A 25293-nucleotide genomic window follows, 5' to 3' on the forward strand; every position below is an offset into this window, starting at 1 on the left:
TCCGCCGCCATGGGGGTCCTGCCACGTCTCGCACTGTTCCTGACGACGGGTCTGGTCGGCCTGGGAGGGACGGCCTGCGCGGCCGAGCCCGCACCCGCCGTCGGGAACGAGGCACGCACCGTCGAGTGCCCCGACGCGCAGTGCACCGTGACGGCCACGCCCGGCACCGTGGTCGACCTCGGTGACGCGGGCACGATGACCGTCACCGACGTCGGGTCGCGCACCGTGACCGTGAGCTCCGAGGGCTCGCGGATCACCTCCACGGCCGGCGGGTCGAACACCCTGGACGACGTGACCTACCGCGTCACCTCGGTGCGCGACGGGCAGGCGACCCTGGTGTTCGGCGACAGCGAGACCGACGAGACCTAGCGGCGCGCCGGCCCCACCACGTCCCGGCGATGGGGGTGGGTGGGCGAGGACAGGTCGTGGGCGACGCCGCGGCGCCACACCGTGCGCAGCGAGCGGGTCGCGGTGACGTCGGTGAGCGGGTCGCCGTCGACGAGCAGCAGGTCGGCCCGCCGTCCGGGGGCGACCCGGCCGCGGTCGGTCAGGGCGAAGACGTCCGCCGCGCGCGAGGTCGCGGCGGCGAGGGCGTCAGCCGGCGACATCCCCGCCCGCACCAGCAGCTCGAGCTCGAGGTGCATCGACGCACCGTGCAGCACGGCGGCCGGGCGCCCGGGGACGTCGTTGGCGTCGGTGCCCGCCACGATCGTCGCGCCGGCCTCCAGGAGCCGGGCGAGGTTGTCCTGCGCGTGCGCGTAGGAGGCGCCCGTGGCCGACGACGTCGGGAGCCCGCCCCGGTCGCCCGCCTCGAGCCCGGCCACCACCTCGTCGGGCAGCCGCGCGGTGAGCCGCGGGTCGGCGAGCAGGTCGCGCACCGACTCGTGCGAGGTGAGCGCGGCCATCATCGTCATCGTCGGGACCACCGTCAGCTCGCCCGCCGCCTCCACCGGACCGTCGAGCGGCAGGTGGGTCAGGACGTCGACCCCGGCGGCGCGGGCGGTGTCGAAGGCCCACCGCGTCGGGGCGTGGGCCACCGTCATGAGCCTGCGCCGGCGCGCCGCCCCGCACACCGCCGCGACCGTCTCCGGGGCGAGCGTGGGCCGCGTGACGTCCGCGGCGTTCTCCACGAACACCTTGAGGTAGTCCGAGCCCTCCCGCTCCCGGTCGGCGACGAAGCGCTCGGCGTCGTCCGGGCCGGACAGCCCGGGCATGCGCCACCCGGTCGGGTCGGGCGGCAGCATGACGGCGGGCCAGCCGTCGACCGCGCCCGCCATGAGCCCGGAGCTGCGGACGTCGGCCTCGTCGTCCCGGGACGCCGCCCGGCGCCGCAGCATGGCCGTGAACTGCGGCGGGGCCGAGAACATGTCGAGCACGGTGGTCACCCCGTGCCGCAGGTCCTGGCCCAGGTTGCCGGCGCCGCGCAGGTGCACGTGCGCGTCGATGAGGCCCGGCAGCAGCGTCGCCCCGCGGGCGTCGACCTCCCCCTCGGCGGGCTCCCGCTCCCCCGGCTCGACGGCCCCGATCGTCCCGGCGTCGTCGACGACCACCGTCGCCGGTCCGAGCGACCGCTCGCCGTCGAACACCCGCGCGCCCACGATGGTCGTCCCCATCGGGCCGAGTCTGCCGCTGGTGCCGCGTCGCCGGAACCCTTCCCGACGACGGGTCGGGGCGGTCAGGACGCGTCGGCCGCCAGGCGCTCGCGCAGGCTGCGGGGACGCAGGTCGGTCCAGTGCTCCTCGACGTAGGCGAGGCACTCGGAGCGCGCCGCACCCTCGGGGCCGTCGCCGAACACGGTGGTCCAGCCGCTCGGGATCTCGGCGAACACCGGCCACAGGCTGTGCTGGTCCTCGTCGTTCACCAGCACGCGGAAGCGGCCGTCCTCGTCGTCGAACGGATTGGTCATGGCGCGTCGACCTCCAGCAGAGTCGGCAAGGTAAGGCGACCCTAACCCACGCGGCGGGCGGCGAGCAGCAGGAAGGCCGGCCGGGCGGTGAGCCGTGCGTACGCCTCGGGGTCGCGCTCGGCCATCACCGCCTGCGGCCGCGGCTCCACGAGGTCGGTCAGGGCGAGCCCCGCCCCCGCGATCCAGGCGGTCATCGCGCCGAGCGGGTGGTGGAAGAACCGGACGACGACGTCCTCGTCGCCCAGGCGCCACGTGTCCGCCACCCGATAGCTCTCCAGGTAGGTGCCGTGCGGTTCGAGGCTCGGGATGTCGACGTCGGTGAGCGGGTGGTGGACGCTCGCCACGAGCCGCCCGCCCGGGCGCAGGACCCGGGCCACCTCGCCGAGCACCGCCGACCAGTCCGGCAGGTAGTGCAGCACCAGGCCCGACACGACGAGGTCGAAGGTCGTGGGAGGGAACGGCAGCGGCGCGGCCAGGTCGTGCACCACGAAGGCGGCGTCGGAGAGCCCCTGGGCGTGCGCCACCAGCGGGGCGCTCCCGTCGACGCCGGTGACGCGCGCACCCCGCCCGACCAGCGCCGCCGTCGTGACCCCCGGCCCGCACCCGAGGTCGAGGACGTCGAGCCCGGCCACGTCGCCGGCGAGTTCGAGCAGCGCCGGGCGCTCGTAGAGCGCGTTGTACGGCGCGACGGCGTTGTGCGCCGCGTAGGCCGCGCCATGCTCGACGTAGGGGTCGCTCACGGGGCCGGCGGGATCTCCGGGGCGGGCACCTCGAAGGCGTTGAGCAGCGCCGACGTCGCGAGGTACATGCCGATGAGGTGGACCATGTCGAGCACCCCGTCCCGCCCGAACGCGGCCGCGGCCGCGGCGTAGGTCGCGTCGGCCACCCGGTGCTCGCGCACGAGTTCGGCGGTGAAGCGGTGGGCGGCGAGCTCGGCGCCGGTGAAGCCCTCCACCGACCCGGTGCGCAGCCCCTTGATCACGGTCTCGGAGAGCCCGACCGACCGGGCGACCGCCACGTGCGCGTAGATCTCGTACGCCGCGTTCCAGGCGACGCCGACGGTGAGGATCACGACCTCCCGGATCGGCGCGGGCAGCGAGGAGTTCCGCTGGTCGTTCGCGACCCACTGGTTGAACCCGGCGCCCTGCCCCGGACGCAGCACGAAGGCGTTGAACGGGCCGATGAGCCCGCCCTGGTCGTCGGTGGCCGCGAACCCGGACCGCTCGGCCCAGACCTTCTGGCGTTGCCGGACCCGCTCGGCGGCGGCCTGCTGGTCGTCGTCCAGGTCGATCGACTCGTTGCGGGGCAGTCGCCCGCCCCAGTCCTGCGCGTCCGCCGCGGGGAGATCGTTCACGACGACGGACTACCCCGCCTCGGGCGGCGTCCACCGGAAGAGGGTGGAGTCACGCCGCACGAACCCGCACCGCTCGTAGAGCCGGATCGCGGCCTCACGCGACGGGCGTGACGTGAGGTCGACGGTGCGCGCGCCGACCTCGACGGCCCGGTCGAGCGCCGCCCGCACCAGCGTCTCGCCGACCCCGCGCCCCCGCGCCGCGTCGTCGACGACCACGTCGTCCACGTGCGCCCGCAGCCCGGTCGGCAGCGGGTAGGTCACGAGCGTCAGCGCCCCGACCACCGTCCCGTCGACGGACGCCGTGAACAGCGTGCACGCCTCGTGCTGCACCACCCAGGCGATCGTCTGCTCGTCGAAGGCCGCCGAGCGCGACAGCTGCGGCAGCAGGCGCCGGACCGCCTCCAGCAGGGCGTCGTCGACACGCTCGACGATCTCGATGGTGACGGTGTTCGGGTCGCTCACGCCCGCGACGGTAGACCCGGGCCCCACGCCTGCCGCTCGGCGCGGCCCGACGACCCCCCGGCGCGACGGACGGAACCGGACAGACGGGGCAGGAGCGACGCGACCCGGCGAAGCACGACGGGGCCGTTCGCCGGATTCCTGCTCCACGCGGCCCAGTTAACCCCCACTTCCCGACGACGGGTGTCGGCGGGTCGGCGCCGGACGGTCACCTCCTGCGGCGACCGGGCGACGAACGGGAGCCCCGCGACCGGGATCGCGCGGGCTGCAGGTCACGGAAAGGTCTCGGTACGGTCTCGACCGGCTCGCCACCCGGTGGGCCACCGCGCTCCTCGCCCGGGTCACCGACCCGTCCCGGTGACCCGCTCCCCGGGCGACGAGCGAGGGACGACCGCGTGCGGTCCCCCGAGCCGATCCCCAGCGGCCCGAGGTCCGCCCGAGCGGCCGCAGGACGGGAGCGGTGGACCCCGAACCACCGTGTCCGGCCAGGAGTTCTCCCCATGGGACGTCACGCCGCCGTCGCCGGCAGTCCGGTCACCGCCCCGCTCGGTGCGGTCGCCCTCGAGGCCACCCCGGCCCGTCGCCGCGCTCCCCGCACCGCGCCGGGGCACGACACCGTCGATCCGTCGCTGCGCCCGCTGCGCACCACCACCGGCTCGCTCACCCGGGCCGGTATCGCCGCCGCGCTGGTCACGGCGAGCGCCGCGGCCGTCGCCGGCTCGACGGGCACCTTCCCGTCGCTGTCCGACACCGACGTCGCGAGCACGGGCACCAACCTGCTCTCCGTCTCCTCCCCCGACGCCGCGGCGGTCCCGGCGCCCCGCGCCGCCACCGTCGCGCCGGTGTCGCTGGCCGCCGCCCCGGCGGCCGCGCCCGCCGTCAAGTCGGTGTCCCCGGCGCAGAAGGCCGCGGCCGCGCAGGAGAAGGCCGCACAGGACAAGGCCACGCAGGAGAAGGCCGCCACCACGAAGAAGCAGGCCGCCGAGAAGAAGAGTGCCGCGGCCGCCCCGGCGAGCCTCGGCTCGCTCGGCGAGCGCATCGTCGCGCAGGCCTCGGAGTTCAAGGGCGTGCCCTACGAGTGGGGCGGCACCACGCCGAGCGGCTTCGACTGCTCCGGGCTCACCAAGTACGTGTTCGGGAAGATGGGCATCAGCCTGCCCCGCACGGCCCAGCAGCAGTACGACAAGGCCCAGCACATCTCGCAGAGCCAGGCCCAGCCCGGCGACCTCGTGTTCATGGGCGGGGAGAACAGCATCTACCACGTCGCGATCTACGCGGGCGGCGGCAAGATGTGGACCGCGCCCGAGACGGGACAGTCCGTGAAGCTGGGCAACCTGTTCGGGGACTACTCGTTCGGCCGCATCCGGTGATGTAGCTCTCGGCGATACTTGCTGACACTCACTGCCACATTCGCGATGGAGCGGGTACCACGAACAGTGGCCCCCGACCGAGATCGCTGACGCAGGAGGCGGCATGTCGACCGACACCGGCCTCGACGCCCGGACCGCGACCGTCGAGGACGCCCCGCGCGCGACGGCGACGGCGACCACCACATCGGCGCCGGCGCGGCCCGCGGCCTCCCCGGAGCCGGCCTCCCCGACCCGCCCCGACCCGTCGTCGGGAACGGGCACGGGGACCGGCGGCGGGAACCCGTGGATCATCCCGCTCCTGGTGCTCGTCGCCGGGATGTTCATGTCGGTGCTCGACATCAGCATCGTCAACGTCGCGATCACGACGATGCAGAACGACTTCGGCGCGACCACCGACGAGATGCAGTGGGTGTCGACGGCGTACTCGCTCGCCGAGGGCGTCGTCGTCCCCGCGAGCGCCTGGCTGGGCATCCGCTACGGGCTCGGCCGCGTCTACACGATCGCGATGATCTTCTTCGCGATCTTCTCCACGCTGTGCGGGTTCGCGTGGGACATCAACTCGATCATCGCGTTCCGCATCCTGCAGGCGATCCCCGGCGGCGTGATCCCGGTGGTCGCCCTCGCCGCGCTCTACAAGATCGTGCCGAAGGACAAGCTGGGTGCCGCGATGGGCATCTACGGCCTGGGCATCATCTTCGCGCCCGCGATCGGCCCGACCCTCGGCGGCTACCTCGTCGAGTACGTCAACTGGCGGCTGATCTTCTTCATCAATGTGCCGATCGGCGTGGTCGGCGTGCTCGCGGCGATCTTCTTCCTGCCGACCTTCTCCCGGACGCAGGGCAAGAAGCTCGACGTCCCCGGGTTCGCGGCGGTCGCGGTCGGCCTCTTCTCCATGCTGCTCGCCCTGCACGAGGGCCCGAAGTGGGGCTGGACGTCCTACCCGACGCTGATCCTGCTGACCGTCGGCGTGCTGGCCCTCGCGCTGTTCGTGGTGATCGAGCTCGAGGTCGACGAGCCGCTGCTCGACCTGCGGGTGTTCGCGCACTGGCCGTTCACCAACTCGCTGCTGCTCATCGCGATCATCTCGATGGGCCTGTTCGGGGTGCTCTTCTACATCCCGGTCTTCCTGCAGCAGTACCAGGGCCTGGGGGCCTTCGAGACCGGCCTGCTCCTGCTGCCGCAGGCGCTGGTGATGGCCTTCGTGATGCCGGCCGCGGGCTTCATCTACGACAAGATCGGCGCCCGCGTCCCCGCCGCGCTCGGCCTCGCGATCGTCGCGTGGACGACGTGGGAGCTCGCGGGCATGACGATCGACGTCTCGCACGGCCACCTGGAGCTGCTGCTCGCCGCCCGCGCCGCCGGGATCGGGCTCGCGATGATGCCGATCATGACGGGCGGGCTGGGCTCGCTGCCCTCGTTCCTCTCCGAGAACGGCAGCGCGGTGAACACGCTGGTCCAGCGCGCCTCGTCGGCGATCGGCCTCGCCGCCATGACCGCGATGATGACGATCCAGCAGGCGCAGGCCTCCGCCGACCGCACCGGGCTGGCCTCGATGCCGGACGGGAGCGCGGGCGCCGGCGGGATGATGATGGAGTACCAGATGTACTCCCGGCTGCAGAGCCTGTCGTTCGTCACCGCCATGAACGACCTGCTCTACGTCACCGCGATCCTGACGGCGCTCGGCGTCCCGCTCGCCCTGATGCTGCGACACGGGAAGCCGGCGCCGTCGGACGGACCGACGATGGCCCACTAGGTGCTCCGCAGGTGAGCACTAAGGGTCGCTATAGCGACCCTTAGTGCTCACATGCGCCCCGCGCACCCGGCACGTCGAGCGCGGGGTTGGCGTCGAAGAACCCCACCGGCTTGAGGGTGAAGCCGGTGTACTCGACCGGCATCACCGGCCAGTCCTCCGGGCGCGGGAAGTGCGTCGTGCCGAACGTGTGCCAGACGACGATGTCGCCGCCGTCCACGTCCCGGTCGGCCTGCGTCCAGCGCGGCAGCCCGTCCCCGCCCGGGTTCTGGTTGACGAAGTCCCCGGCGGGATAGCGCTCGTCGGCCGCGTAGGGCGTCACCCAGAGGTTGTGGGTGGAGAACCCGGCACGGGCGTGGATCGAGGAGCGCTCGTCGGCGAGCAGCGTCGCCTTGTTCTCCGGGTGCAGCGCGTAGCCCACCGGCCGCCCGACGGCGTTGCGCTTCTCCGGGTTGACGATGTGCCAGGTCCGCACCACCGACCCGTCGTTGTCCCGCTGCGCGCCCTGCTCGGTGGACAGGCGCGTGACCTTGCGCCGGAAGGCGTTGCCGTACGGGTTGCCCTCCCCCATCGGCACCCGCTCGGCCTCGACCTCGTCGACCGCGTTGTGCACGCCGTCGACGGTCATGTCGAGCCGGGCGCAGAACAGGTGCTGGTGGAACGGCGCGCCGAGACCGGGGGCGACCTCGGCCGCGTAGTCCCCCGGCGTCGCCGAGGCGAACACCATGCCGGTCGCCTTCACCTCGAGCTGGATCGTGCCGTCGAGGTAGAGGTACCAGTAGAACCCGTAGTCGTAGTTGCCGATCGGCACGAAGAACGAGATGACGAGCCGGCGCTGCCGACGGACCTCGGAGGCCTGCGTGAAGAACAGGTCGGAATGCTTCCACAGCACCCCGTAGTCCTCCTCGTGCATGCAGATCGCATTCGTGATCGTGCGGGGATTCCCGTCGTCGCCCGCGATCACGGCGTCGGTGTAGTGGATGTCGCCGAGGCAGTCGCACCCGAGCCGCAGCGAATCCGCGTACCGCGCGAACATGTACTCGCCGCAGTCGAAGTAGTTCTGCCAGAACCGCACGGGGGCGGGATCGGCGTAGGGCACCACCATCTCGGCGACGCTCGCCCGGTAGACGATCGGGCGGCCGTCGAACGCGACCTGGTGCAGGGTCAGGCCCTCGCGCTCGTTGAACCCGTAGCGCAGGTCCCACTTGCCCCAGCGCACGTGGTTGCCCTCGACGGTGAAGCTGCGCCCCTCGGGCTGGGTGATCTCGATCGGCTTCAGCGAGTCCAGCGGCGGGCCCTGCACGGCGGGGTCCTGGAAGTTGCCCGACACGTCCGGCACGGCGACGTGCTGCTGGTCGATGACGCGGTCGACGGTGCGGCTGGTGAGGTCGACGTAGGCGACGAGCCCGTCGATCGGGTGGGCCCACGGGTGGTCGTCCGGACCGTCCTGCCGGAAGCCGAACGCGCGCGCCATCCGGCGCCCGACCTCGTCGGGATAGTCGTAGACCCCGGCCGAGAGCGGCACGGCCCGCACCGTCATCGGGTCGATGCCGCGGGCCGCGAGCGCGTCGGTCCAGCGGGCGTCGGCGCGCAGGATGTCGTCCATCGGCTCGAACTCGGAGTCGATGATCGGCGGCTGGCCGTCGCGCGCCGGGTCCAGCTCGCGGCCGGAGACGACCTCGCGGCGGGTCGCGGAGACGACGGTGTCCCAGGACCGGCCGGAGTCGAGGTCGAGCAGCACCACGCGGAACCGTCGCTCGACGACGTCGCCCGCGGTGAAGGCGAGGACATCGGCCTTGGCGGGCTCCTCGAGGTCAGCGAAGCAGTAGCGGACGCGGTCGGTGAGCAGGCCGGCCTCGACGAGCACCTCCCGCACGGCCGCGTACTCGGCCTCGGTCGGCATCTCCAGCGGGTGGGTCACCGTGGCGACGGTGGCGGTCATGCGAGCTCCTTCTCGGACGTCGGGTCGGGGGTCACGACGGCGGGTGCGGGGGCCGGGGCGGGGTCGCGGCGGACCAGCGCCACGACGATCCCGACCGCGGTGACCAGCGCGAGCACGCCGCCGAGGGCGAGGGCGAGGCCGGTGGACCCGCCGATGAGGGTCGGGAAGTTCGCGATCGTCAGCACCAGGCAGACCGCGAGCCCGACGAGGCCCAGGGTCGGCGCGACCCGGGTGTGCCAGAGCCGGCGGTCGGCCCGGGTGCGGGCGAAGAAGACGAGGACCGCCACGCAGGTGACGACCATGAGCACGAGCAGCCCGAGCGTCGCGACGCCGGCCGCCCACGCGAACACCTGGGCCACCGGGTCGAGACCGGCGACCACGCAGACCGCGATGATCACGAAGGACAGGCCGGACTGCGCGAGCGAGGCGACGTGCGGCGAGCCGTGGCGGGCGTGGGTCCGCCCGCAGGCCTCCGGCAGCGCGCGGTGGCCGCCGAGGGCGTACCAGTACCGGGCGGCGACGTTGTGGAAGGACAGGATCGCCGCGAAGATGCTGGTCACGAGCAGGACGGCGACGACGTGGCCCGCGACCGGGCCGAGCCAGGCGTCCACCGTGGAGACGAGGATCGTGCCCGGGTTCGTGGCGGCCTCGGTGACCACCGCGGTGTCGCCCCACGCCGAGACCAGCGCCCAGCTCGACAGCGCGTAGAACACGCCGACCACGGCGAGCGCGAGGTAGGTGGCGCGCGGGATGGTGCGGTCGGGGTCGCGGGCCTCGTCGCGGAACACCGCGGTCGCCTCGAAGCCGATGAAGCTCGCGATCGCGAACATCACCGCGATGCCCACGGCGCCCGAGCCGATCTGCGCGGGCTGCAGGAAGGCCGTCGAGAGGCCCTCGGGGCCGCCGCCGGAGGCCGCGACGACGACGTCGAGGACCAGCACCACGGCGATCTCGGCGACCAGCAGCACCCCCAGCACCCGGCTCGAGAGCTCGATGTGGCGGTAGCCGAGGACCGCGACGAGGGCCATCAGCAGGAAGGTCCACCCCCACCACGGCACGCTCGGGCCGCCGAAGCCGGTGACCAGCTCGTCCAGCGCCGCGCCGACGTACCCGAACACGGCGGCCTGCACCGCGGCGTAGGTGGCGAGCGCGAGGAACGCGGCGCCGAGCCCGAGCGGACGGCCGAGCCCGGCGCGGATGTAGGTGAAGAAGGCGCCGGCGTCGGGGACGTGCGGGCTCATCGCGCAGAAGCCGACCGCGAAGAACGCGAGCACCACCGCGCAGAGCACGAACATCGCGGGGAACGCCGCGCCGTTGCCCGCCCCGATCCCGAGCGGGACGGCTCCCGCGATGACGGTGAGCGGGGCCGCCGCGGCGACGACCATGAACACGATCGACCCGGCCCCGAGGGTTCCGGACAACCGACCTGCCGGTGCGCCCATCGCGCGCTCCTGTTCCGACGACGGATATGTCGCGGGTCACGCTGGCGAGACCGCGGGCGCGCGGTCAAGGACGGGTACGGAACTGCGGGAGCACGCCCCGGCGCATTCCCGCGGACATCGCGCGGCGGAACTCCGCATTCTCCGAACGGGGAACGGGAGGCCGCCCCGGCGTCCCGAACGAGAATCGTCGGGAACGGATTCTCGTTCGCGACCGTTCCCCCGGTCCCGTGCTGGGCCTACGGTACGGCCGTGCGATCGACGCGAGGCGTGCCCGGGGTGCGGGCCCGGTCGCCCGTGGCCGGTCTGCGGCGGCGCGAGCTGGGGCCGCTCGGGGTGCTCGCGCAGTCCGTCGCCACCACCGCGCCGGCCGGGGCGATGGCCGCGGTGCCGCTGCTCGTGACGGCGGCGGCCGGGCGCGACGCGCCGTGGTCGGTGGCGATCGCCGCGGTGCTGGTCGGGCTCGTCGTCGCCTCGATCGCGGTGTTCGCCCGCCGGATGGCCGCCGCGGGCGGGCTCTACAGCTTCACCGCCAAGGGCCTCGGACCGGGCGGCGCGTACGCCTGCGCGGTGTCCATGGTGCTCGGCTACGCCCTGCTCGTGGCGGCGGCGCTGGTCGGCGCGTCCTGGTACGCCCGGGCGCTGGTCGAACGCCTGTGGCCGGTGGACACGACCGCGGTGGGCGTGGCGGTCGTCGTCGTGCTCAGCGCCGCGATCGCCGCCCTGGCGGTGCGCGGGGTCCGGCTCGCGGGACGGGTCATGCTCGTCGTCGAGGGCGCGTCGATCGCGCTGATCCTGGTCGTGCTCGTGACGCTCGCGGTCCGGGCCCCGGCCGGTCCCCCGCCGCCCCCGCTGCCGCCCGGCGGGCTCACGGGCGTCGCCGCCGGGGTCCTGCCGGCCGTCGCGGCGTTCATCGGCTTCGACTCGGCCACCGCGCTCGGGGTCGAGGCCCGGCGCCCGTTCGCCAGCGTGCCCCGCGCGGTCGCCGTGACGGCGGGCGGCGCGGCGCTGCTCTACCTGGTCGCGATGGTCGTCCACCTCGCGGCGCCGGCCGTGCTCCCGGCACTGACGGTGGTCGGCCCCGACGGCGGGCCCGGCGCGGCCGTGATCGGCACGTGGGCGCCGGTGCTGCTCGACGCGGGCATCATCGCCTCGTTCGGCGCGTGCACGCTCGCCGCGCTGAACACGCTGGTGCGGGTGCTGTTCTCCCTGGCCCGCGAGGGCGTCGCCCCGGCCGTGCTGGGCCGCACGCACCGCCGCCACCTCACGCCGGCGGCCGCCGTGGGACTGAGCGTGCCGCTCCTGGCGCTGCCACCGGTCGTCGGGACGCTGGCCGGCGTGGCGCCGCAGGACCTGCTCGGGGGCCTGCTCGCCGTCGCGACGGTCGGCTTCCTGGCCGCCTACCTGCTGGTCTGCCTCGCCGCCCCGCGCTTCCTGCGCCGGATCGGCGAGCTCACGCCCGCGGTCGTCGTGACGTCCTGGTGCGCGGTGCCGGTGCTCGCCGTCGTGATCGTCGTGGCCCTGTGGCGGTCGGCCGGGCCGCTGCTGCCGGTGACCGTCGGGATCGTCGTGCTCGCGGCCGGGGCGGGGTGGGTGGCGCTGCGCCGCACGCACGCCGCGCAGCTGGACGGGATGGGCGTCTACGACGAGACGACCGCGGCCGACCTGCACCCCGCGGACCGCGCGCGATGAGCCCCACGGAGGCGGCGCGGACGATCACCGGACGCCAGCCCCAGGCCGTGCGCAGCGCGCTGGCGATCCTCGAGGCGGTCGCGGCGGCCGGGATCGGCACCACCGCGAAGGACATCTCCGCCGAGCTGCGCATCCCGCCCGCGACGACCTACCGGCTGCTCAACCTCCTCGTCGCCGAGGAGTACCTCGTGCGGCTGCCCGACCTGCGCGGCTTCGCGCTCGGGCGCCGCGCGGCGAACCTCGCGCCGACCCCCGTGACCACGCCGACCGCGGCCCGCGCGGTGATGGAGCGGCTGCGTTCCCGGGTCCGCTGGGGCGCGCACCTCGCGGGCTACCTCGGGCACCGGCTGGTGTTCCTCGACCCGGACCCCGACCACCCGCCCGTCGACGCCGGCGAGCTCTCCCGCCACCTGCACGCGAGCTCCCTCGGGCGCCTGCTGCTCGCCGAGCACGACGACGAGCCCGCGACCGGGGCCGCGCGGCTCACCCCGCACACCGTCGTGGACCCGCGGGAGCTGGCCGGACGGCTCGCGGAGGTCCGGGCGACCGGGCTGGCCCGGCAGTGCGGGGAGTTCCGCGCCGAGCACGGGTGCCTGGCCGTCGGGGTGCGTGCACCCGGGGACGGCCGGCTCGTGGCGGGCCTCGCGCTCACCGGTCCCGCGGCGCGGGTGGCCGCACCGAACGACGACCTCGTCGAGGTCCTGCGGGCGCATGCGGCGGAGCTGGGTCCCCTGTTGGCCTGAGACCGATCCGGGGCACCCCCGGTCATGGGCATCAAGGACGCGATCTCGAAGGCCGCCGACAAGGTCAAGGGCGAGGACGGCCCGCTGGGGCCGCCCGCCGCGGGCGAGCCGTCGGAGCAGGACGTGCCGCAGGACCCGCGGGTGGCGAGCAGCCGCGCCACCGGTGGCGAGCACCCGGACGCCGAGAGCCGCCGGGACGAGATGTCGACCACCGGGACGGGGGACTCGGACGAGTTCGTCGGGCGGGTGGCCGGTGACGACCCCGCGTACGCGGAGGAGACCGGAGCCGAGGCTCGACGCACCCGCGAGTAGACCGAAAGGGTTAACCACATTAGCCCGTTCATCGCAGTGTTGCCGTATCCTCGGGGCCGTGAGCAGTGATCCGACCCTCGGGTACTTCGAGTCGCTGCACGTGGACGCGCTCGGGGTGGTGCGACTGGAGTGGGTCGGGGGCCTGCGGATCACCGGCGACATCGCCGAGCAGGCCATGGCGGCGGTGGACGAGCTCAACGGCCCCGCGCGGCGCCCCATGATCGTCATGGGCTCGGCGCCCACCACCCGCGCGGCGCGCGAGGTCTTCGGCCGCGAGTGCTCGGTCACCCGGATCGCCATGGTGGGCCGCTCCGCGGTCGACCGCACGATCGCGAACTTCTCGCTGTTCGTCGACCCGCCCGCGGTCCCGACCCGGTTCTTCACCGACGAGGCCGCCGCCCTCGACTGGTTGCTCGATGACCGCGCACGCGGGTGAGGACCTGGCCCGTCGGCTCGACGAGCTGGCGGGCTTCGTCGTCGAACTCGCGGCGGGCCGGCTCGACGCCCGCCTCGAGCCGTCGCACCAGTCCGACGAGATCGACGCGATCGTCGTCGGCCTCAACATGCTCGCCGAGGAGCTGCAGGGCCTCACCCACGACCTCGAGGGCCGCGTCGTCGAGCGCACCCGGGAGCTCGCCGACGCGCACGCGGCACTGGAACGGCTCGCGCACTCCGACCCCCTGACGGGCCTCGCCAACCGCACGCTGCTGCACGAGCGGCTGCGCGAGGTCGAGCGGGCGTCCGCCGTCCCGGCCGTGCTGGTGCTCGACCTGGACGGGTTCAAGGCGGTCAACGACAGCTTCGGCCACGAGGTCGGCGACGCGCTGCTCGTCGCCGTGGCCGAGCGGCTGCGCGCGGTGGTGCGCGAGACCGACACCGTGGCCCGTCTCGGCGGGGACGAGTTCGCCATCCTCGTCCACGACGCCACGCCCGAGCAGGCCCTCGACATCGCCGAGCGCATCCGCACCGTCCTGGCCGCACCCGTCGTCGTGCAGGGGCGGACCTGCTGGGTGAGCGCGAGCGTCGGGGTCCGGCTCGGCACCCGCCCCGGCGGGGCCACCGACGACTTCCTGCGCGACGCCGACACCGCGATGTACCACGCGAAGGCGCGCTCGCGCGGCGGGGTCAGCGTGTTCGCGCCCGCCATGCGTCGCGAGGCCCAGGCCCGCACCCGGCTCGCCGACGAGCTGCGCTCGGCCCTGTTCACCGGCCAGCTGGTGGTGCTCTACCAGCCGATCGTCGACCTGGAGACCGACCACGTCGTCGCGGTCGAGGCGCTCACCCGCTGGCGGCACCCCGAGCGCGGGTTCCTCACGCCGGACACGTTCCTCTCGGTCGCCGAGGACACCGGCCTCATCACCGCCCTCGACCTCTGGGTGCTCGAGACGGCGGCCGCGCAGGTCGCGCGCTGGCGGGCGGACGTGCTCGGCGACGCCCCGTTCACCGTCCACGTGAACGTCTCCCCGGTCGAGCTGCGGGCACCGCGCTTCGTCGAGGACGTCGTGGACTGCACCCGCCGGCACGGGCTCGCGCCGCAGGACGTGACCGTGGAGATCACCGAGCACCGGCTGCTCGGGGACGACGCCCTCACCCGCGAGGCGCTCGAGGGGCTGCGGGCCGCGGGCGTCGGGGTCGCGATCGACGACTTCGGCACCGGGAGCTCCTCGCTCGGCTACGCCCGGCGGGCCTTCGTCGACGAGGTGAAGATCGACCGCTCGCTGGTCAGCGACCTCGACGTCGACGAGCAGCAGATGCGGATCACCACCGCGATCCTCGTCATGGCCCACGCGTTCGACCTCGTGCCGATCGCCGAGGGGGTCCAGACGGCGGGTGAGGCCGACGCGCTGCGGCGGATCGGGTGCCGCTTCGGGCAGGGCTACTACTGGAGCCCGCCGGTCACGGCGACCGATCTGGAACTGCGGCTGCGACGGCAGCGCGCCTGACCTTGCCGGTGTCGTCCCGCAGCGGGTGGTCGACGAACGTGTAGCCGGTCGGTCGCTTGTGCCGGCTCAGCCGCTCCGCGACGTGGGCGCGCAGCGCGGTCTCGGTCGACGGATCGGCGCGGACCACGGCGTGCACGACGCGGCCCAGATCCTCGTCGGGCACCCCGACCACCACCGCGTCGTCGACCGCCCGGTGGCCGAGCAGGACGGCCTCCACCTCCGCGGGGTACACGTTCGCGCCGCCGACGACGACCATGTCCGCCCGCCGGTCGGCGAGGTACAGGTAGCCCTCCTCGTCGAACGAGCCGAGGTCGCCGAGGGACTCCCAGCCGTCGCGGGCGCGGGGCTCGGCGCCGAGGTAGCGGTAGGTCGGGGCGTCCTCGGGCCGCATCCAGATCTCGCCGACGACGCCCGGCGGGACCTCGCGACCCTCGTCGTCGGTGATCCGCATCCGCCCGCGGGTCACGCGCCCGACCGAGCCCGGGTGCGCGAGCCAGTCGCGCCCGTCGATCATCGCGCTCGCCTGCGACTCGGTGCCGGAGTACAGCTCGAGCAGGATCTCCGGGCGCGGCAGCCGCGCGAGCCAGGCGCGTTTGACCTCCGGCGGGCACGGCGCCCCCACGTGCAGGGCCGTGCGCAGGCTCCCCAGCCCGCCCCAGGCGTCGTCGGGAACGGCCTTGAGGATCCGCGACATCATCGTGGGGACGAGGTAGAGCCAGGTGACGCCGTGCTCGGCGACCAGCTCGAGCGTCCGCGCGGCGTCGAAGCGCTGCATCAGCAGGACGTGGTGGCCCTGCAGGAGCGCCATGAGGCTGAACATGTAGGGCGCGTTGTGGTGCAGCGGGGCGGTCGTGAGGAAGGTCCCGTCCCGGTCGATCCGCAGGCCGTCGGCGCGGGCCAGCACGTGCTCGGTGCACGCGGCCTGGCCGGCCACGATGACCTTCGGGGTCCCGGTCGACCCGCCGGAGGTCGGGGCCTTCCAGGACGGACCGACGACGTCGGGCAGCGGGGTGTCGTCGGTCGTCGACGGCTCGAGGGGCTCCTCGATCACGACGGCGGGTCGCGCGACCGCGAGGACCGCCTCCCGTTCCGCGGCGGGCAGGCGGGCCGAGAGCGGCAACGGCACCGCCCCGAGCTTCCACGCGGCGACGCTGGTCGCGACGTGGTGCACGGTGTTCGGCAGGGCGATCGCCACGAGGTCGCCGCGGGCGACCCCGCGCGCGGCGAGGATGCGGGCGAGCCGGTCGGTCCGCCGGTCGAGCTCGTCGCGGGTGAGCCGGGTGTCGCCGTCGGAGACCGCCGGCGCCTCGGGGGCCTCCGCGACGAGCTCCCGGAGGCGGGCTGCCAGCGGGGTCGGACGCGCGGGGAGGGCGGGCTCGGGGATCACACCCCCGGAGCCTGCCCCCTCGTGTCAGGCGGCGCAGGTGGGGCAGGCGCGGCGCTGCGCGTCGAGGTCGCCCCCCGCGGCCCAGACGCGCACGACGGCGACGACGGGCGTCGTGCCGTGGTGGTGGACGCTCCCGTCGGCGAGGGCGCGCCTGAGCGCGGCGACCGCACCGGGGACGCCCGGCGTCACGGCCGGGAACGAGCCGGACGCGGGCTCGCGGCTGCTCGGGACGGCGAGGTGGTCGATGGAGACGGTCATGCCCTCCTCGACGGCCGTCCGGGCCGGGACCTTGATCCGCGTCGACCCCGGATCACCACGGCGGCGGTCCCTCATGATTCCCCCGATCTTCGTATTGTCTCGTTCTCGGATGTGATCCTGCGTAAGAATCGGAGCGGGACGCAAGCCGACGTCACTCCGGTGGACCAGCATTCCGAGGGCATCGGCGCAGACCGCAACGGGTCCGGGACGAGACCGTGACCACCCGAACGTGTGGCGCGTCGGTCCGCCTCCGAGGCTGCTCCGTCCGGGTGACCCGACGTCGGGACCCGCCGCGTCCGCGTCGACCGGCGCGGGCCGGGCGGCCCGTCCCCGGTCGCCCGATAGGGTGCTCGACGCGGTCGCGTGCTGCGGGTCTCCCGGGCGGATCGCACGGGGGCAGTAGCTCAGCTGGTCAGAGCAGCGGACTCATAATCCGTCAGGTCGTCGGTTCGAGCCCGACCTGCCCCACCGCGACGCCGTGGAACGCATGACCGGGACGTTTCCCCGCGGTCAGGCGGAGATCACCGGGCACCCGCTCCCCCGTACCGCCGCCGAGCTGGCACGACGTGGTCGTGACGGCAGTTTCGACACGTTTCCCGATGATCTTCGTGTTACGACTGCCCCGATCGCCGTGTTCGTGCCGGGAGGGCCTCGTTGCGCCGATCGACACCCACCGCCGCGTGTCGGTCAGAGCAGTGCACCGTCCTCGAAGGGACTCCCCCATGCCTTCCTCCCGCTCCCTGCGCCTCGGCCTCGCCGCCCTCGTCGGGCCGGCCCTCGCCCTCGGCGTGGCCGCGCCGGCCGCGAACGCCGCCGAGCTCACGCCGGTCGCGCAGTACCTGGACCACACCGTCGCCGACACCGAGGCCGAGGTCGGCGCCGTCCTGGACGACCTCGGTCTCGCCGCCGAGTAGCGCACGGCTCCGGCCCGGACCTGCTCCCCGGGTCCGGGCCGGGCTCCGGCTCGGTTGCGATCGCGGGTCCGCGCTTTACATCGGCACACCGTCGGCCGACCATCGGTGGCACCCGAGCAGTGGAGGCAGACATGCGCCTGGGACGTCGACTCTCCGCCGGCATCGCCGAGGACCCGCCCGCGCCCGCACCCTCCGAGGTCGAGACGCCGGAGCCGGTCGCGGTGGCGGCCGAACCCGTCGTCGAGACGGCCCCGGACCCGATCGCCACCGGGGGCTGAGCTGCGCCCGCTCGCGCGGCGCGGGCGCACCGAGCCCGCCGACGGGACCGGGCCGGGCACCCGCCCCGCCCTGCCCGGCTGGAAGATCGCGTACCCGATGCTGTCCGCGGACGGGACCGCGGTCGGGTTCAACGGGGTCGCGCTGGGCCGCAGCCAGGTCTACGGGACGGTGGCCGAGGCGGTGTGCGTGCAGTCGCCCCGCCACCGGTGCCCGTCGACGTGGTGCGACTGCGGCTTCTACTGCTTCCACGACGCCGAGCAGGCCCGTGCCCTCGCCTGCGACGAGCAGTACGAGCGGAGCGTGCTGCTCGAGGTCCTCGCCTCCGGCCGCTACGTCTCCTACGAACTGGGTCTGCGCTACCAGCGGCAGACGGTGCGCTCGATCCGTCTCGGGCGGTGCCGTTGCGGGCGGTCCGCCGCGGCGCTCGACGACGTCGGGGGCGGGATCGTCGGGTGGCGCCGGCTGGAGGCCGTGTGCCGGGAGTGCGCCGGCCGGCGCGCCGTGCTCTCCCTCGACCGCCTGACCCGCCTCGCGGGCGTCCCCGTGACCGTCGACGAGGGGACGGAGCGTTCGGTCCTCGCGCCGCTGGCGCCCCTGCCCGACGACGGGTCCCCCGACCTCCCGCCGGAGGCCGAGCTCCCGCTGCTCTCCGCCGAGGTCACCCTCCTGCAGGCGCGCCTCGACGAGGTCCAGCGGCGGTTGGAGCGGCTCACCGACCCGTCGTGAGGCAGGCTGTCGGGGTGACCGACAGCACGCCACTCGTCCTGGGACCGCTCCTGCGCCACGTCGGGAGCACGACGGCGACGGTGTGGGTGGAGGTGGACCACCCGGGCACGGTGGAGGTCCTCGGCGTCGGCGCGCCGACCTTCACGGTGTGCGGCGAGCACTACGCGCTCGTGGTGGTCCGCGACCTCGAGCCGGGTCGCGTGTACTCCTACGAGGTGCGCCTCGACGGCGAGCGCATCTGGCCGGTGGACGGCTTCCCGCCCTCGCGGATCCGGACGCGCTCGGTGGACCCCGAGCGCACCCAGCGCGTCGTGTTCGGCTCCTGCCGGTACCCCCCGACCGGGGACCCCGAGCTCGAGGCCACGCTCGGGGTCGACGCCCTCGACGCCTACGCCGCGCGTCTGCTCCGGCGCGTCGTGGCCGCCCCGGACGACGACGCCGCGGCCGCCGAACTGCCCGACGTCATCGCGCTGCTCGGCGACCAGGTCTACGCCGACGAGACGACGCCCCGCACGCAGCAGTGGATCCGCGAGCGCCGCGGCGACGGGAACGACGCAGTGGGAGACGGGTCCGAGATCCTGGACTATCCCGAGTACGCCCACCTCTACGCCGAGACGTGGCGCGACCCGGAGGTCCGCTGGCTGCTGTCCACCGCCCCCGTCGCGATGATCTTCGACGACCACGACGTCCGCGACGACTGGAACACCTCCCAGGCGTGGCGCGAGCAGATGGCGCAGCTCGACTGGTGGCCGACCCGCATCCGCGCGGGCCTCGCCTCGTACTGGGTCTACCAGCACCTGGGCAACATGGACCCCGCGACGCTCGAGTCCGACGACGTGTACCGCAAGGTCATGGCGTGCGAGGGCGACGCCTACCCGGTGCTCGAGGAGTTCGCCGCCCGCGCCGACGCCGCCGTCGGGCAGCCCGCGGGCATCCGCTGGAGCTACCGCTGGGACCTCGGCTCCACCCGGCTGCTCATGGTCGACTCCCGCTGCGGCCGGGTGCTCAACGACGACGAGCGCCTCATGATCAACGACGACACCTTCACGTGGCTCGAGGAGGAGGCGGCCTCGCCCGACCTCGACCACGTGCTGATCGGCTCGTCGATCCCCTGGCTGATGCCGCCCGCGATCAGCCAGGTCCAGTCGATGGACGAACGCTCCGCCACGCGGGGCAGCCGGGTGGCGGAGTGGCTCCGGCAGGCGGTCGACCTCGAGCACTGGCCCGCGTTCCGGGCGTCGTTCGACCGGCTCGCCCGCCTCGTCGAGCGCGCCGCGGCGTCCTCGGCCGGCCCGGCCACGGTGTGCGTGCTCTCCGGCGACGTCCACCACTGCTACGCGGCCCGGGCGACGTTCCCGACGCCCACCCGGTCGCACGTCTACCAGCTCACCGCGTCCCCGGTGCGCAACGCCGTGCCCTGGTTCATGGAGTACGTGTTCGCGGCGGGCTGGACGCGGACGGCGACCCGTGTCGCCCGGCGGATCGGGCGGCGCTGGGGCGTGCCGCCCGAGCCGGTCGAGTGGGACGCGATCGGCGGGCCGTACTTCGGCAACGCGATCGCGACGCTCGAGCTGACCGGGCGCAGCGCCCGCGTCCGGTTCGAGCGCTCCACCCGGGAGGGGAACCTCGAGCCGATCAGCGTGCTGCCGCTGACCTAGAGGTGCGCTGCGCGCCGTCAGGCTCCCCGGAAGGTGGCCTTCCCGTGGCCCCGCTCGACGAAGGAGTCCATCGCGCCGCGCAGGTCCTCGGTGGCGAAGAGCTTCCCCGCGATCCCTGCGGTGCGGGCGTTCGCGGTGTCGAGTCCGCCGTCGGCGAGCGACGCGAGGATCTCCTTGGTCGCCGCGTGGGCCACGGTCGGGCCGGCCGCGAGCTCCCGGGCGAGCGTGCGCGCGGAGCCGTCGAGCTCGTCGTCGGGAACCACCCGGTCGACCCCGCCCCAGCGCTCCATCTCCGCGGCGCCGAAGCGACCCGCCGTCATGACGAAGTACTTCGCGCGGCCCTGGCCGCAGCGCTGCGCGAGCCGTTGGGTGCCGCCCATGGCCGGGGTGAGGCCGACCGTGGCCTCGATGAGGCCGAAGCTCGCCGACTCGGCGGCGACGATCAGGTCGCACGCGAGGGCGAGCTCGAAGGCCCAGGTGAGGGTGAGGCCGTGGGCGGCGAAGACGGTCGGGAACGGCAGCCGGTGGACGCGCTCGCCCAGCTCGACGAGCTCGGCGAAGTAGCGGGTCCCGCCCTCGACGTCGGCGTCCTGCGCGAGCGGCAGGAAGGAGTCACGGACGTCCACCCCGCCGCTGACGACCTTGCCCTCGGCGCGGAACAGCGCGGCCCGGGGGCGCTCGGCCTCGAGCTGGGTGACGGCCTCGGCGAGCGCGGTGTGCATCGCGCCGTCGTAGAGGTTCAGCGGTGGGTGGTCGATCGTCACCACCGCGAGGGCGGGGTCGGTGCCGGTCTCGACGCGGATCGGGGAGGTCACGACGACGAGCCTGGTCGGCTCCGTCGGCCACCGCCACCGGAGTGGAACCGTTCCACGCTCGGTGGAGCTGACGGAGTCCTCCCTCGTGGAGGGTGAGTACCGGTAGGTCGCGGTGCACCGCGGGAGTGCGGCGCTGCAGCTCGGCGCCACCCTGGATCTCGACGCCCCGGCGTGACTGTCGGACCCCTGTGCTCTGCTGATCATGGGTGGGCGCGGGGTGTCGGTGGGAGGGCCACCGGCGGCGCGGCCTACGGTGCTCCTGCGGGGAGGTGAGCATGCGCTTCGTCCACACCGCCGACTGGCAGCTGGGGATGACCCGGCGGTTCCTCGGCGCGGGTCGGGTCGGGCAGGCGGTCGGTGAGGCGCAGGCCCGGTTCGCGCAGGCCCGGCTCGACGCGGTGGCCGCCCTCGGGCGGGTCGCGGGCGACGAGGGGGCCGCCTTCGTCGTGGTGTGCGGGGACGTCTTCGAGTCGAACCTCGTCGGGCCGGACGTGGTCGGGCGGGCGTGCGAGGCGCTGCGCTCGGTCCCCGTGCCGGTGCTGCTCCTGCCCGGGAACCACGATCCGGCCGACGCCTCCCTCGTGACGCGTCGGGCCGACTTCGTCCGGCGCTGCCCGCCGCACGTCACGGTGCTGGACACCCCTGGGGTGCACCCGGTGGCGCCGGGGGTGGAGGTCGTCGCCGCTCCGTGGGCCACCAAGCGTCCGCTGTCCGACCTGGTGGGTGACCGCCTGCGGGCCCTGGAGCCGGCACCCGAGGGCGTGGTCCGGGTCCTCGCCGGGCACGGCGCGGTCGACGTGCTGAGCCCCGACGAGCGGAACCCGGCCGTGATCGGCACGGCCGAGTGCCGCGCGGCGCTGGCCGACGGGCGCGTGCACTACGTCGCGCTCGGCGACCGGCACTCGACCTGGCAGCTGCACGGCGAGCCGCGGATCGCCTACTCGGGCGCCCCGGAGGTGACCTCCCACGAGGAGACCGACCCGGGCAACGTCCTGGTGGTGGACGTGGGCCCCGACGGCGCGGCGTCGGTGCGGCCGGTGCGTGTCGGGCGCTGGGCCTTCACCCGCGAGCACGCCCTGGCCGACTCCGACGACGACCTCGCGGCGCTCGACGCCCGGCTCGACGCGCTGGACGCCCCGGAGCGCACCGCGCTGCGCCTCGCGGTCGAGGGCACCCTCACGCTGCGCCAGCGCGCTCGGCTCGACGAGATCACCGAGGCCCACGCGCCGGTCCTCGCGGCGCTGGAGGTCGACCTGTCGGGCGTGGTCACCCGGCCCGACGACGCGGACGTCGAGGCGCTCGGTCTCAGCGGCTTCGCGGCCGACGCGGCGCAGGAACTCGCCGCGGCGGCCCGGGACGACGCCGACCCCGCGGCGCTCGACGCCCTCGCCCTGCTGCACCGCCTGGCGGTGACGCGGTGAGGCTGCTCCGGATCCGCCTGCGCGACTTCCGCGGGGTGCACGACCGCGAGGTCCACCTGGCCGAGTCCGGTGTGACGGTGCTCGAGGGCGAGAACGAGGTGGGCAAGACGTCCACGGTCGTCGCGCTCGACCTGCTCATCGACTTCCGCGACGACTCGAAGGCCGCGCCGGTGCGCGGCGCCGCGCCGGCCGGTCGCGACGCCGGGCCCGAGGTGGAGGCCGAGTTCGTCACCGGGCCCTACCACGTGGTCTACCGCAAGCGGTGGCTGCGGCGACGGCTGACCGAGCTGCACGTCACCGGCCCGACGACCGAACAGCTCGCCGGTCGCGAGGCGCACGACCGGCTGCTGGCGATCCTCGACGAGACCATGGACCGGGACCTGTGGCTCGCGCTGCGGGTCGAGCAGCACACCCCGCTCGGGCAGGTCGACCTCGGCGGGCACGACGCGCTCACCCGGGCGCTCGACCGCGCCGCCGGCGGGGAGACCGTCGGCCCGGCGGTCGACGCGGCCGCGGAGGGCCTCGTCGAGCGCGCCCTCGCGGAGGTGCGGCGCTACCACGGCGGGCACGGTCGGCCGGTCGGCCCGCTGCGCGAGGCCGGGGACCGGGTCGCCGCCGCGCGGACGGAGGCGGACGCGGCGGCCGCAGCCGTGTCCGAGGTGGAACGCGACGTCGACCTGCGTGCGGAGCTCGACCGCGAGGCCACTGGGCTGGCGGAGGAACGGCGTGCGCAGAACGCCCGCGTGCGGGAGCTGGAGGACCGGTGGTCGGCCCTCCAGGCCCGGCAGCAGGAGGTCACCACCAGCGCGGAGCGGGCCGAGGCCGCGCGCGAGCGGGCGGGCCGCGCCACCGAGCGGCAGGACGCGCGGGCGGCGCTCGTGGCCGCCGCGGCGACGGCGGAGCAGCGCGCCGCGAGGGCCCGCGAGACGCTGGAGGGCCTGGAGGCGGGCGACCAGGCGCGGCGGGAGGACCTCGCGGAGCGGCGGACCGAGGCCGACCGTGCCCTCGCGGCGTCCGACGCGGCGACCGCGGCCGCCCGCACCGCGGCCGCGGAGCTCGCCGCCGCCCGCGACCGGGCGGAGCTGGCCGACCTGCGGGGACGGCTGCGACGGGCCGAGACCGCCGAGGAGGCGCGCCGGGAGGCCGCGCGGGAGGCGGGCGGGCCGTGCGCCGACGCCGCCGCGGTCGAGCGTCTGGAGGGCCTGGATCGCGCGGTGGTCCAGGCCGAGGCCGAGCTCGCGGCGGGCGCCGCGACGGTCGAGGTGACCGGACTCGGCGACCGGACCGCCGTGGCCGTCGACGGGACCACGCGGGAGGTCGCCGACGGGGAGAGCACCACCCTGCCGGTGGCCGACGCGGTGACGATCGACGTACCGGGCGCGGTCCGCATGACGGTGCGTCCGGGCCTCGACGGCGAGGCCGCCCGGCGCCGGGTCGCCGACGCCCGCACGGCCCGCGAGCAGGCGTGCGCCGCCCTCGGCGTGGCCGACGTCGCCGCCGCCCGTGCCGCGTCGCGAGCGGCCGGCGAGGCGGCGTCGCGGGTACGCGAGCTCGCGGCCGTGGTCGAGCGGGAGCTCGGCGGCCGGCCGCTCGACGACGTCCGGGGCGCGATCGCGACCCTCGCCGAACGCATCCCGGCCGAGGCCGCCGAGCCCGCGCCCACCCGCCGGCGGGGTGCGAGACGGCCCGCCCCGGACGAGCCCGGCCTGTTCGAGGAGGCCGGGCTGCTCGACGACGCGTCCGGCGACCCGGAGCCGGAGGACCTCGAACCGCTGCGTCTCGAGGCGGTGCGCACCCTCGACGCCGCGGACGAGGCCCATCGGGTGGCGCGCGGCGCCGAGGAGGCGTGGCGACGGCTCGACGCGTCGGTGACGACGGCAGGAGCGGACGTCGTGGCGGCCCGGACCGCCCTCGCGGTCGCCCGCAGCGAGGCCGACCGACGCACGGGCGAGCTCCGTGAGGCCCGCGCGGAGTACCCCGACGACGCCCTGGCCGCGGCGGCCACCGACGCACTCGCGCGCGCCCGCCGCTACGAGGCCGACCACGAGCAGCGGGCCGCCGCGCTGGAGGCCGACGACCCGACCACCGTCGAGGCGCTCTACGCGACGGCCAAGCGGGCGGTGGACTCGTTGACGCAGCGGACCGCGGACGTGGAACGGCGGCGGGCCGAGGTCACCGGCCGACTGCAGGTCGCGGGCGGTGAGGGGCGGCACGACCGGCACGCCGCGGCGCGCACGGAGCTGGCCGCCGCCGAGCGCGAGCACGCCTCCGTGTCGCGGCGGGCCGCGGCCGCCGTGCGCCTGCACGACACGCTCGCGCGCCGGCGCGACGAGGTGCGGCGGGCGTACGTCGCGCCGTTCCGCCGGGAGGTCGAGCGGCTCGCGCGGATCGTGTTCGGCCCGTCGCTGGCCCTCGAGGTCGACCCGGCGCTCCGGATCGTCTCCCGGACCCTGAACGGGGTCACCGTGCCGTTCGACGCGCTGTCGACCGGCGCGAAGGAGCAGCTCGGGCTGTGCGCGCGGCTGGCCGTCGCCGCCCTGGTCGACGCCGAGGACGGGGTGCCGGTCCTCATCGACGACGCCCTCGGGCACTCCGACCCCGGTCGCCTGGAGCGGCTCGCGGCGGTGTTCGGGGCGGCCGCCGCGGGGTCGTCCCATCAGGTCGTGGTGCTCACCTGCACCCCCGCGCGCTACCGGGGCATCGGGGCGAACCGCACCGTCACGCTGAACCCCTCCTACCCGCCGCCGCAGGCCGTGCCCGCGGCCGACGAGGAGCCCCCGGACACCGACGCGTCCGACCCGACCTCGACCGGCTCCGCGGAGTTCCGCGCGGGCTGACGACCGCTCGCCCGCTCGTCTCACTGCGGACACGGAACGATCACGAACAGGTTACGAGTCCCCGCGATCGAGGGAAGCCCCCGCGCGT

At 75.0% G+C, this 25293-nt stretch carries 24 protein-coding genes and 1 tRNA gene; 15 read left to right on the plus strand and 10 right to left on the minus strand.

Features of this window, described 5'->3' with window-relative positions; all coding sequences use genetic code 11:
- Positions 1-9: 9 nt before the first annotated feature.
- The gene (locus tag LN037_RS12520; RefSeq protein WP_230752836.1) at positions 10-369 is read left to right on the plus strand and encodes a hypothetical protein; all 360 of its coding nucleotides are present in this window, start codon (positions 10-12) and stop codon (positions 367-369) included.
- On the opposite strand, the gene LN037_RS12525 is transcribed toward LN037_RS12520, so the two are convergent.
- From LN037_RS12525 to LN037_RS12545, 5 genes are all read right to left on the minus strand, one after another.
- Positions 366-1613: an amidohydrolase family protein gene (locus LN037_RS12525; RefSeq protein ID WP_230752840.1), complete on the minus strand. Its 1248-nt coding sequence runs from the start codon at positions 1611-1613 to the stop codon at positions 366-368. The two genes, LN037_RS12520 and LN037_RS12525, sit on opposite strands and share 4 nt — an antisense overlap.
- Positions 1614-1675: 62 nt before the next feature.
- Positions 1676-1906, minus strand: coding sequence for an MbtH family protein (locus tag LN037_RS12530; RefSeq protein WP_230752842.1), 231 nt, complete (start codon positions 1904-1906; stop codon positions 1676-1678).
- Between the two features lie 41 nt (positions 1907-1947).
- Positions 1948-2646, minus strand: a complete 699-nt coding sequence (locus LN037_RS12535; RefSeq protein ID WP_230752844.1) for a class I SAM-dependent methyltransferase — start codon at positions 2644-2646, stop codon at positions 1948-1950.
- Entirely contained in the window at positions 2643-3260 is a 618-nt protein-coding gene (locus LN037_RS33540) for a carboxymuconolactone decarboxylase family protein (protein ID WP_230752847.1), read from the minus strand. Before LN037_RS33540 ends, LN037_RS12535 begins: the two co-directional genes overlap by 4 nt.
- A 9-nt stretch (positions 3261-3269) precedes the next feature.
- Complete coding sequence (locus LN037_RS12545) at positions 3270-3722, minus strand: GNAT family N-acetyltransferase (RefSeq protein ID WP_230752849.1); 453 nt, start codon at positions 3720-3722, stop codon at positions 3270-3272.
- Positions 3723-4219: 497 nt separating this feature from the next.
- On the opposite strand from LN037_RS12545, the gene LN037_RS12550 reads away from it, so the two are divergent.
- Together LN037_RS12550 and LN037_RS12555 are read left to right on the plus strand one after the other, a co-directional pair.
- On the plus strand, positions 4220-5089 hold the full coding sequence (locus LN037_RS12550) for a C40 family peptidase (RefSeq protein ID WP_230752851.1): 870 nt from the start codon (positions 4220-4222) through the stop codon (positions 5087-5089).
- Between the two features lie 103 nt (positions 5090-5192).
- Positions 5193-6842 (plus strand): DHA2 family efflux MFS transporter permease subunit, encoded by a 1650-nt coding sequence (locus LN037_RS12555; RefSeq protein WP_230752853.1) that lies wholly within the window; start codon positions 5193-5195, stop codon positions 6840-6842.
- 40 nt (positions 6843-6882) lie between these two features.
- Here the strand turns inward: LN037_RS12555 and LN037_RS12560 are convergent, their stop codons facing one another.
- Both LN037_RS12560 and LN037_RS12565 read right to left on the minus strand, forming a co-directional pair.
- Complete coding sequence (locus tag LN037_RS12560) at positions 6883-8781, minus strand: primary-amine oxidase (RefSeq protein WP_230752854.1); 1899 nt, start codon at positions 8779-8781, stop codon at positions 6883-6885.
- Entirely contained in the window at positions 8778-10223 is a 1446-nt protein-coding gene (locus tag LN037_RS12565) for an APC family permease (protein WP_230752856.1), read from the minus strand. Before LN037_RS12565 ends, LN037_RS12560 begins: the two co-directional genes overlap by 4 nt.
- A gap of 249 nt (positions 10224-10472) precedes the next feature.
- On the opposite strand from LN037_RS12565, the gene LN037_RS12570 reads away from it, so the two are divergent.
- Genes LN037_RS12570 through LN037_RS12590 form a run of 5 tightly spaced genes read left to right on the plus strand, consistent with a single transcriptional unit; the run spans position 10473 to position 14910 of the window.
- Positions 10473-11912 (plus strand): APC family permease, encoded by a 1440-nt coding sequence (locus LN037_RS12570; RefSeq protein WP_230752859.1) that lies wholly within the window; start codon positions 10473-10475, stop codon positions 11910-11912.
- Entirely contained in the window at positions 11909-12655 is a 747-nt protein-coding gene (locus LN037_RS12575; protein WP_230752861.1) for an IclR family transcriptional regulator, read from the plus strand. The genes LN037_RS12570 and LN037_RS12575 overlap by 4 nt, the downstream gene beginning before the upstream one ends.
- A gap of 24 nt (positions 12656-12679) precedes the next feature.
- Entirely contained in the window at positions 12680-12967 is a 288-nt protein-coding gene (locus LN037_RS12580) for a hypothetical protein (RefSeq protein ID WP_230752865.1), read from the plus strand.
- A gap of 58 nt (positions 12968-13025) precedes the next feature.
- Positions 13026-13403 (plus strand): DUF7793 family protein, encoded by a 378-nt coding sequence (locus tag LN037_RS12585; protein ID WP_230752866.1) that lies wholly within the window; start codon positions 13026-13028, stop codon positions 13401-13403.
- Positions 13384-14910 carry a putative bifunctional diguanylate cyclase/phosphodiesterase gene (locus tag LN037_RS12590; protein ID WP_230752869.1) on the plus strand — a complete coding sequence of 509 codons (1527 nt, stop codon included), beginning with the start codon at positions 13384-13386 and terminating at the stop codon, positions 14908-14910. Before LN037_RS12585 ends, LN037_RS12590 begins: the two co-directional genes overlap by 20 nt.
- On the opposite strand, the gene LN037_RS12595 is transcribed toward LN037_RS12590, so the two are convergent.
- Both LN037_RS12595 and LN037_RS12600 read right to left on the minus strand, forming a co-directional pair.
- Complete coding sequence (locus LN037_RS12595) at positions 14864-16297, minus strand: AMP-binding protein (protein WP_230752871.1); 1434 nt, start codon at positions 16295-16297, stop codon at positions 14864-14866. The two genes, LN037_RS12590 and LN037_RS12595, sit on opposite strands and share 47 nt — an antisense overlap.
- Positions 16298-16321: 24 nt before the next feature.
- Entirely contained in the window at positions 16322-16555 is a 234-nt protein-coding gene (locus tag LN037_RS12600) for a hypothetical protein (RefSeq protein WP_230752873.1), read from the minus strand.
- A 393-nt stretch (positions 16556-16948) separates the two neighbouring features.
- Here LN037_RS12600 and LN037_RS12605 point away from each other — a divergent pair.
- The 5 genes from LN037_RS12605 (at position 16949) to LN037_RS12625 (ending at position 20132) form a co-directional block, all read left to right on the plus strand.
- A tRNA-Ile gene (locus LN037_RS12605) sits at positions 16949-17023 on the plus strand.
- Between the two features lie 254 nt (positions 17024-17277).
- Positions 17278-17469: a hypothetical protein gene (locus tag LN037_RS12610; RefSeq protein ID WP_230752875.1), complete on the plus strand. Its 192-nt coding sequence runs from the start codon at positions 17278-17280 to the stop codon at positions 17467-17469.
- A gap of 131 nt (positions 17470-17600) precedes the next feature.
- Positions 17601-17747 (plus strand): hypothetical protein, encoded by a 147-nt coding sequence (locus LN037_RS12615; protein WP_230752877.1) that lies wholly within the window; start codon positions 17601-17603, stop codon positions 17745-17747.
- 97 nt (positions 17748-17844) lie between these two features.
- Positions 17845-18474, plus strand: coding sequence for a hypothetical protein (locus tag LN037_RS12620; RefSeq protein WP_230752879.1), 630 nt, complete (start codon positions 17845-17847; stop codon positions 18472-18474).
- Between the two features lie 14 nt (positions 18475-18488).
- The gene (locus tag LN037_RS12625) at positions 18489-20132 is read left to right on the plus strand and encodes an alkaline phosphatase D family protein (protein ID WP_230752881.1); all 1644 of its coding nucleotides are present in this window, start codon (positions 18489-18491) and stop codon (positions 20130-20132) included.
- Positions 20133-20149: 17 nt separating this feature from the next.
- Here the strand turns inward: LN037_RS12625 and LN037_RS12630 are convergent, their stop codons facing one another.
- Positions 20150-20947, minus strand: a complete 798-nt coding sequence (locus tag LN037_RS12630; protein ID WP_230752884.1) for an enoyl-CoA hydratase/isomerase family protein — start codon at positions 20945-20947, stop codon at positions 20150-20152.
- A gap of 275 nt (positions 20948-21222) precedes the next feature.
- Here LN037_RS12630 and LN037_RS12635 point away from each other — a divergent pair, with 275 nt between their 5' ends.
- Together LN037_RS12635 and LN037_RS12640 are read left to right on the plus strand one after the other, a co-directional pair.
- Entirely contained in the window at positions 21223-22368 is a 1146-nt protein-coding gene (locus LN037_RS12635; RefSeq protein ID WP_230752887.1) for a metallophosphoesterase family protein, read from the plus strand.
- The gene (locus LN037_RS12640; RefSeq protein WP_230752890.1) at positions 22365-25205 is read left to right on the plus strand and encodes an AAA family ATPase; all 2841 of its coding nucleotides are present in this window, start codon (positions 22365-22367) and stop codon (positions 25203-25205) included. Before LN037_RS12635 ends, LN037_RS12640 begins: the two co-directional genes overlap by 4 nt.
- Positions 25206-25293 lie beyond the last annotated feature (88 nt).

The organism is Actinomycetospora soli (genome assembly GCF_021026295.1).
Classification (GTDB): domain Bacteria; phylum Actinomycetota; class Actinomycetes; order Mycobacteriales; family Pseudonocardiaceae; genus Actinomycetospora; species Actinomycetospora soli.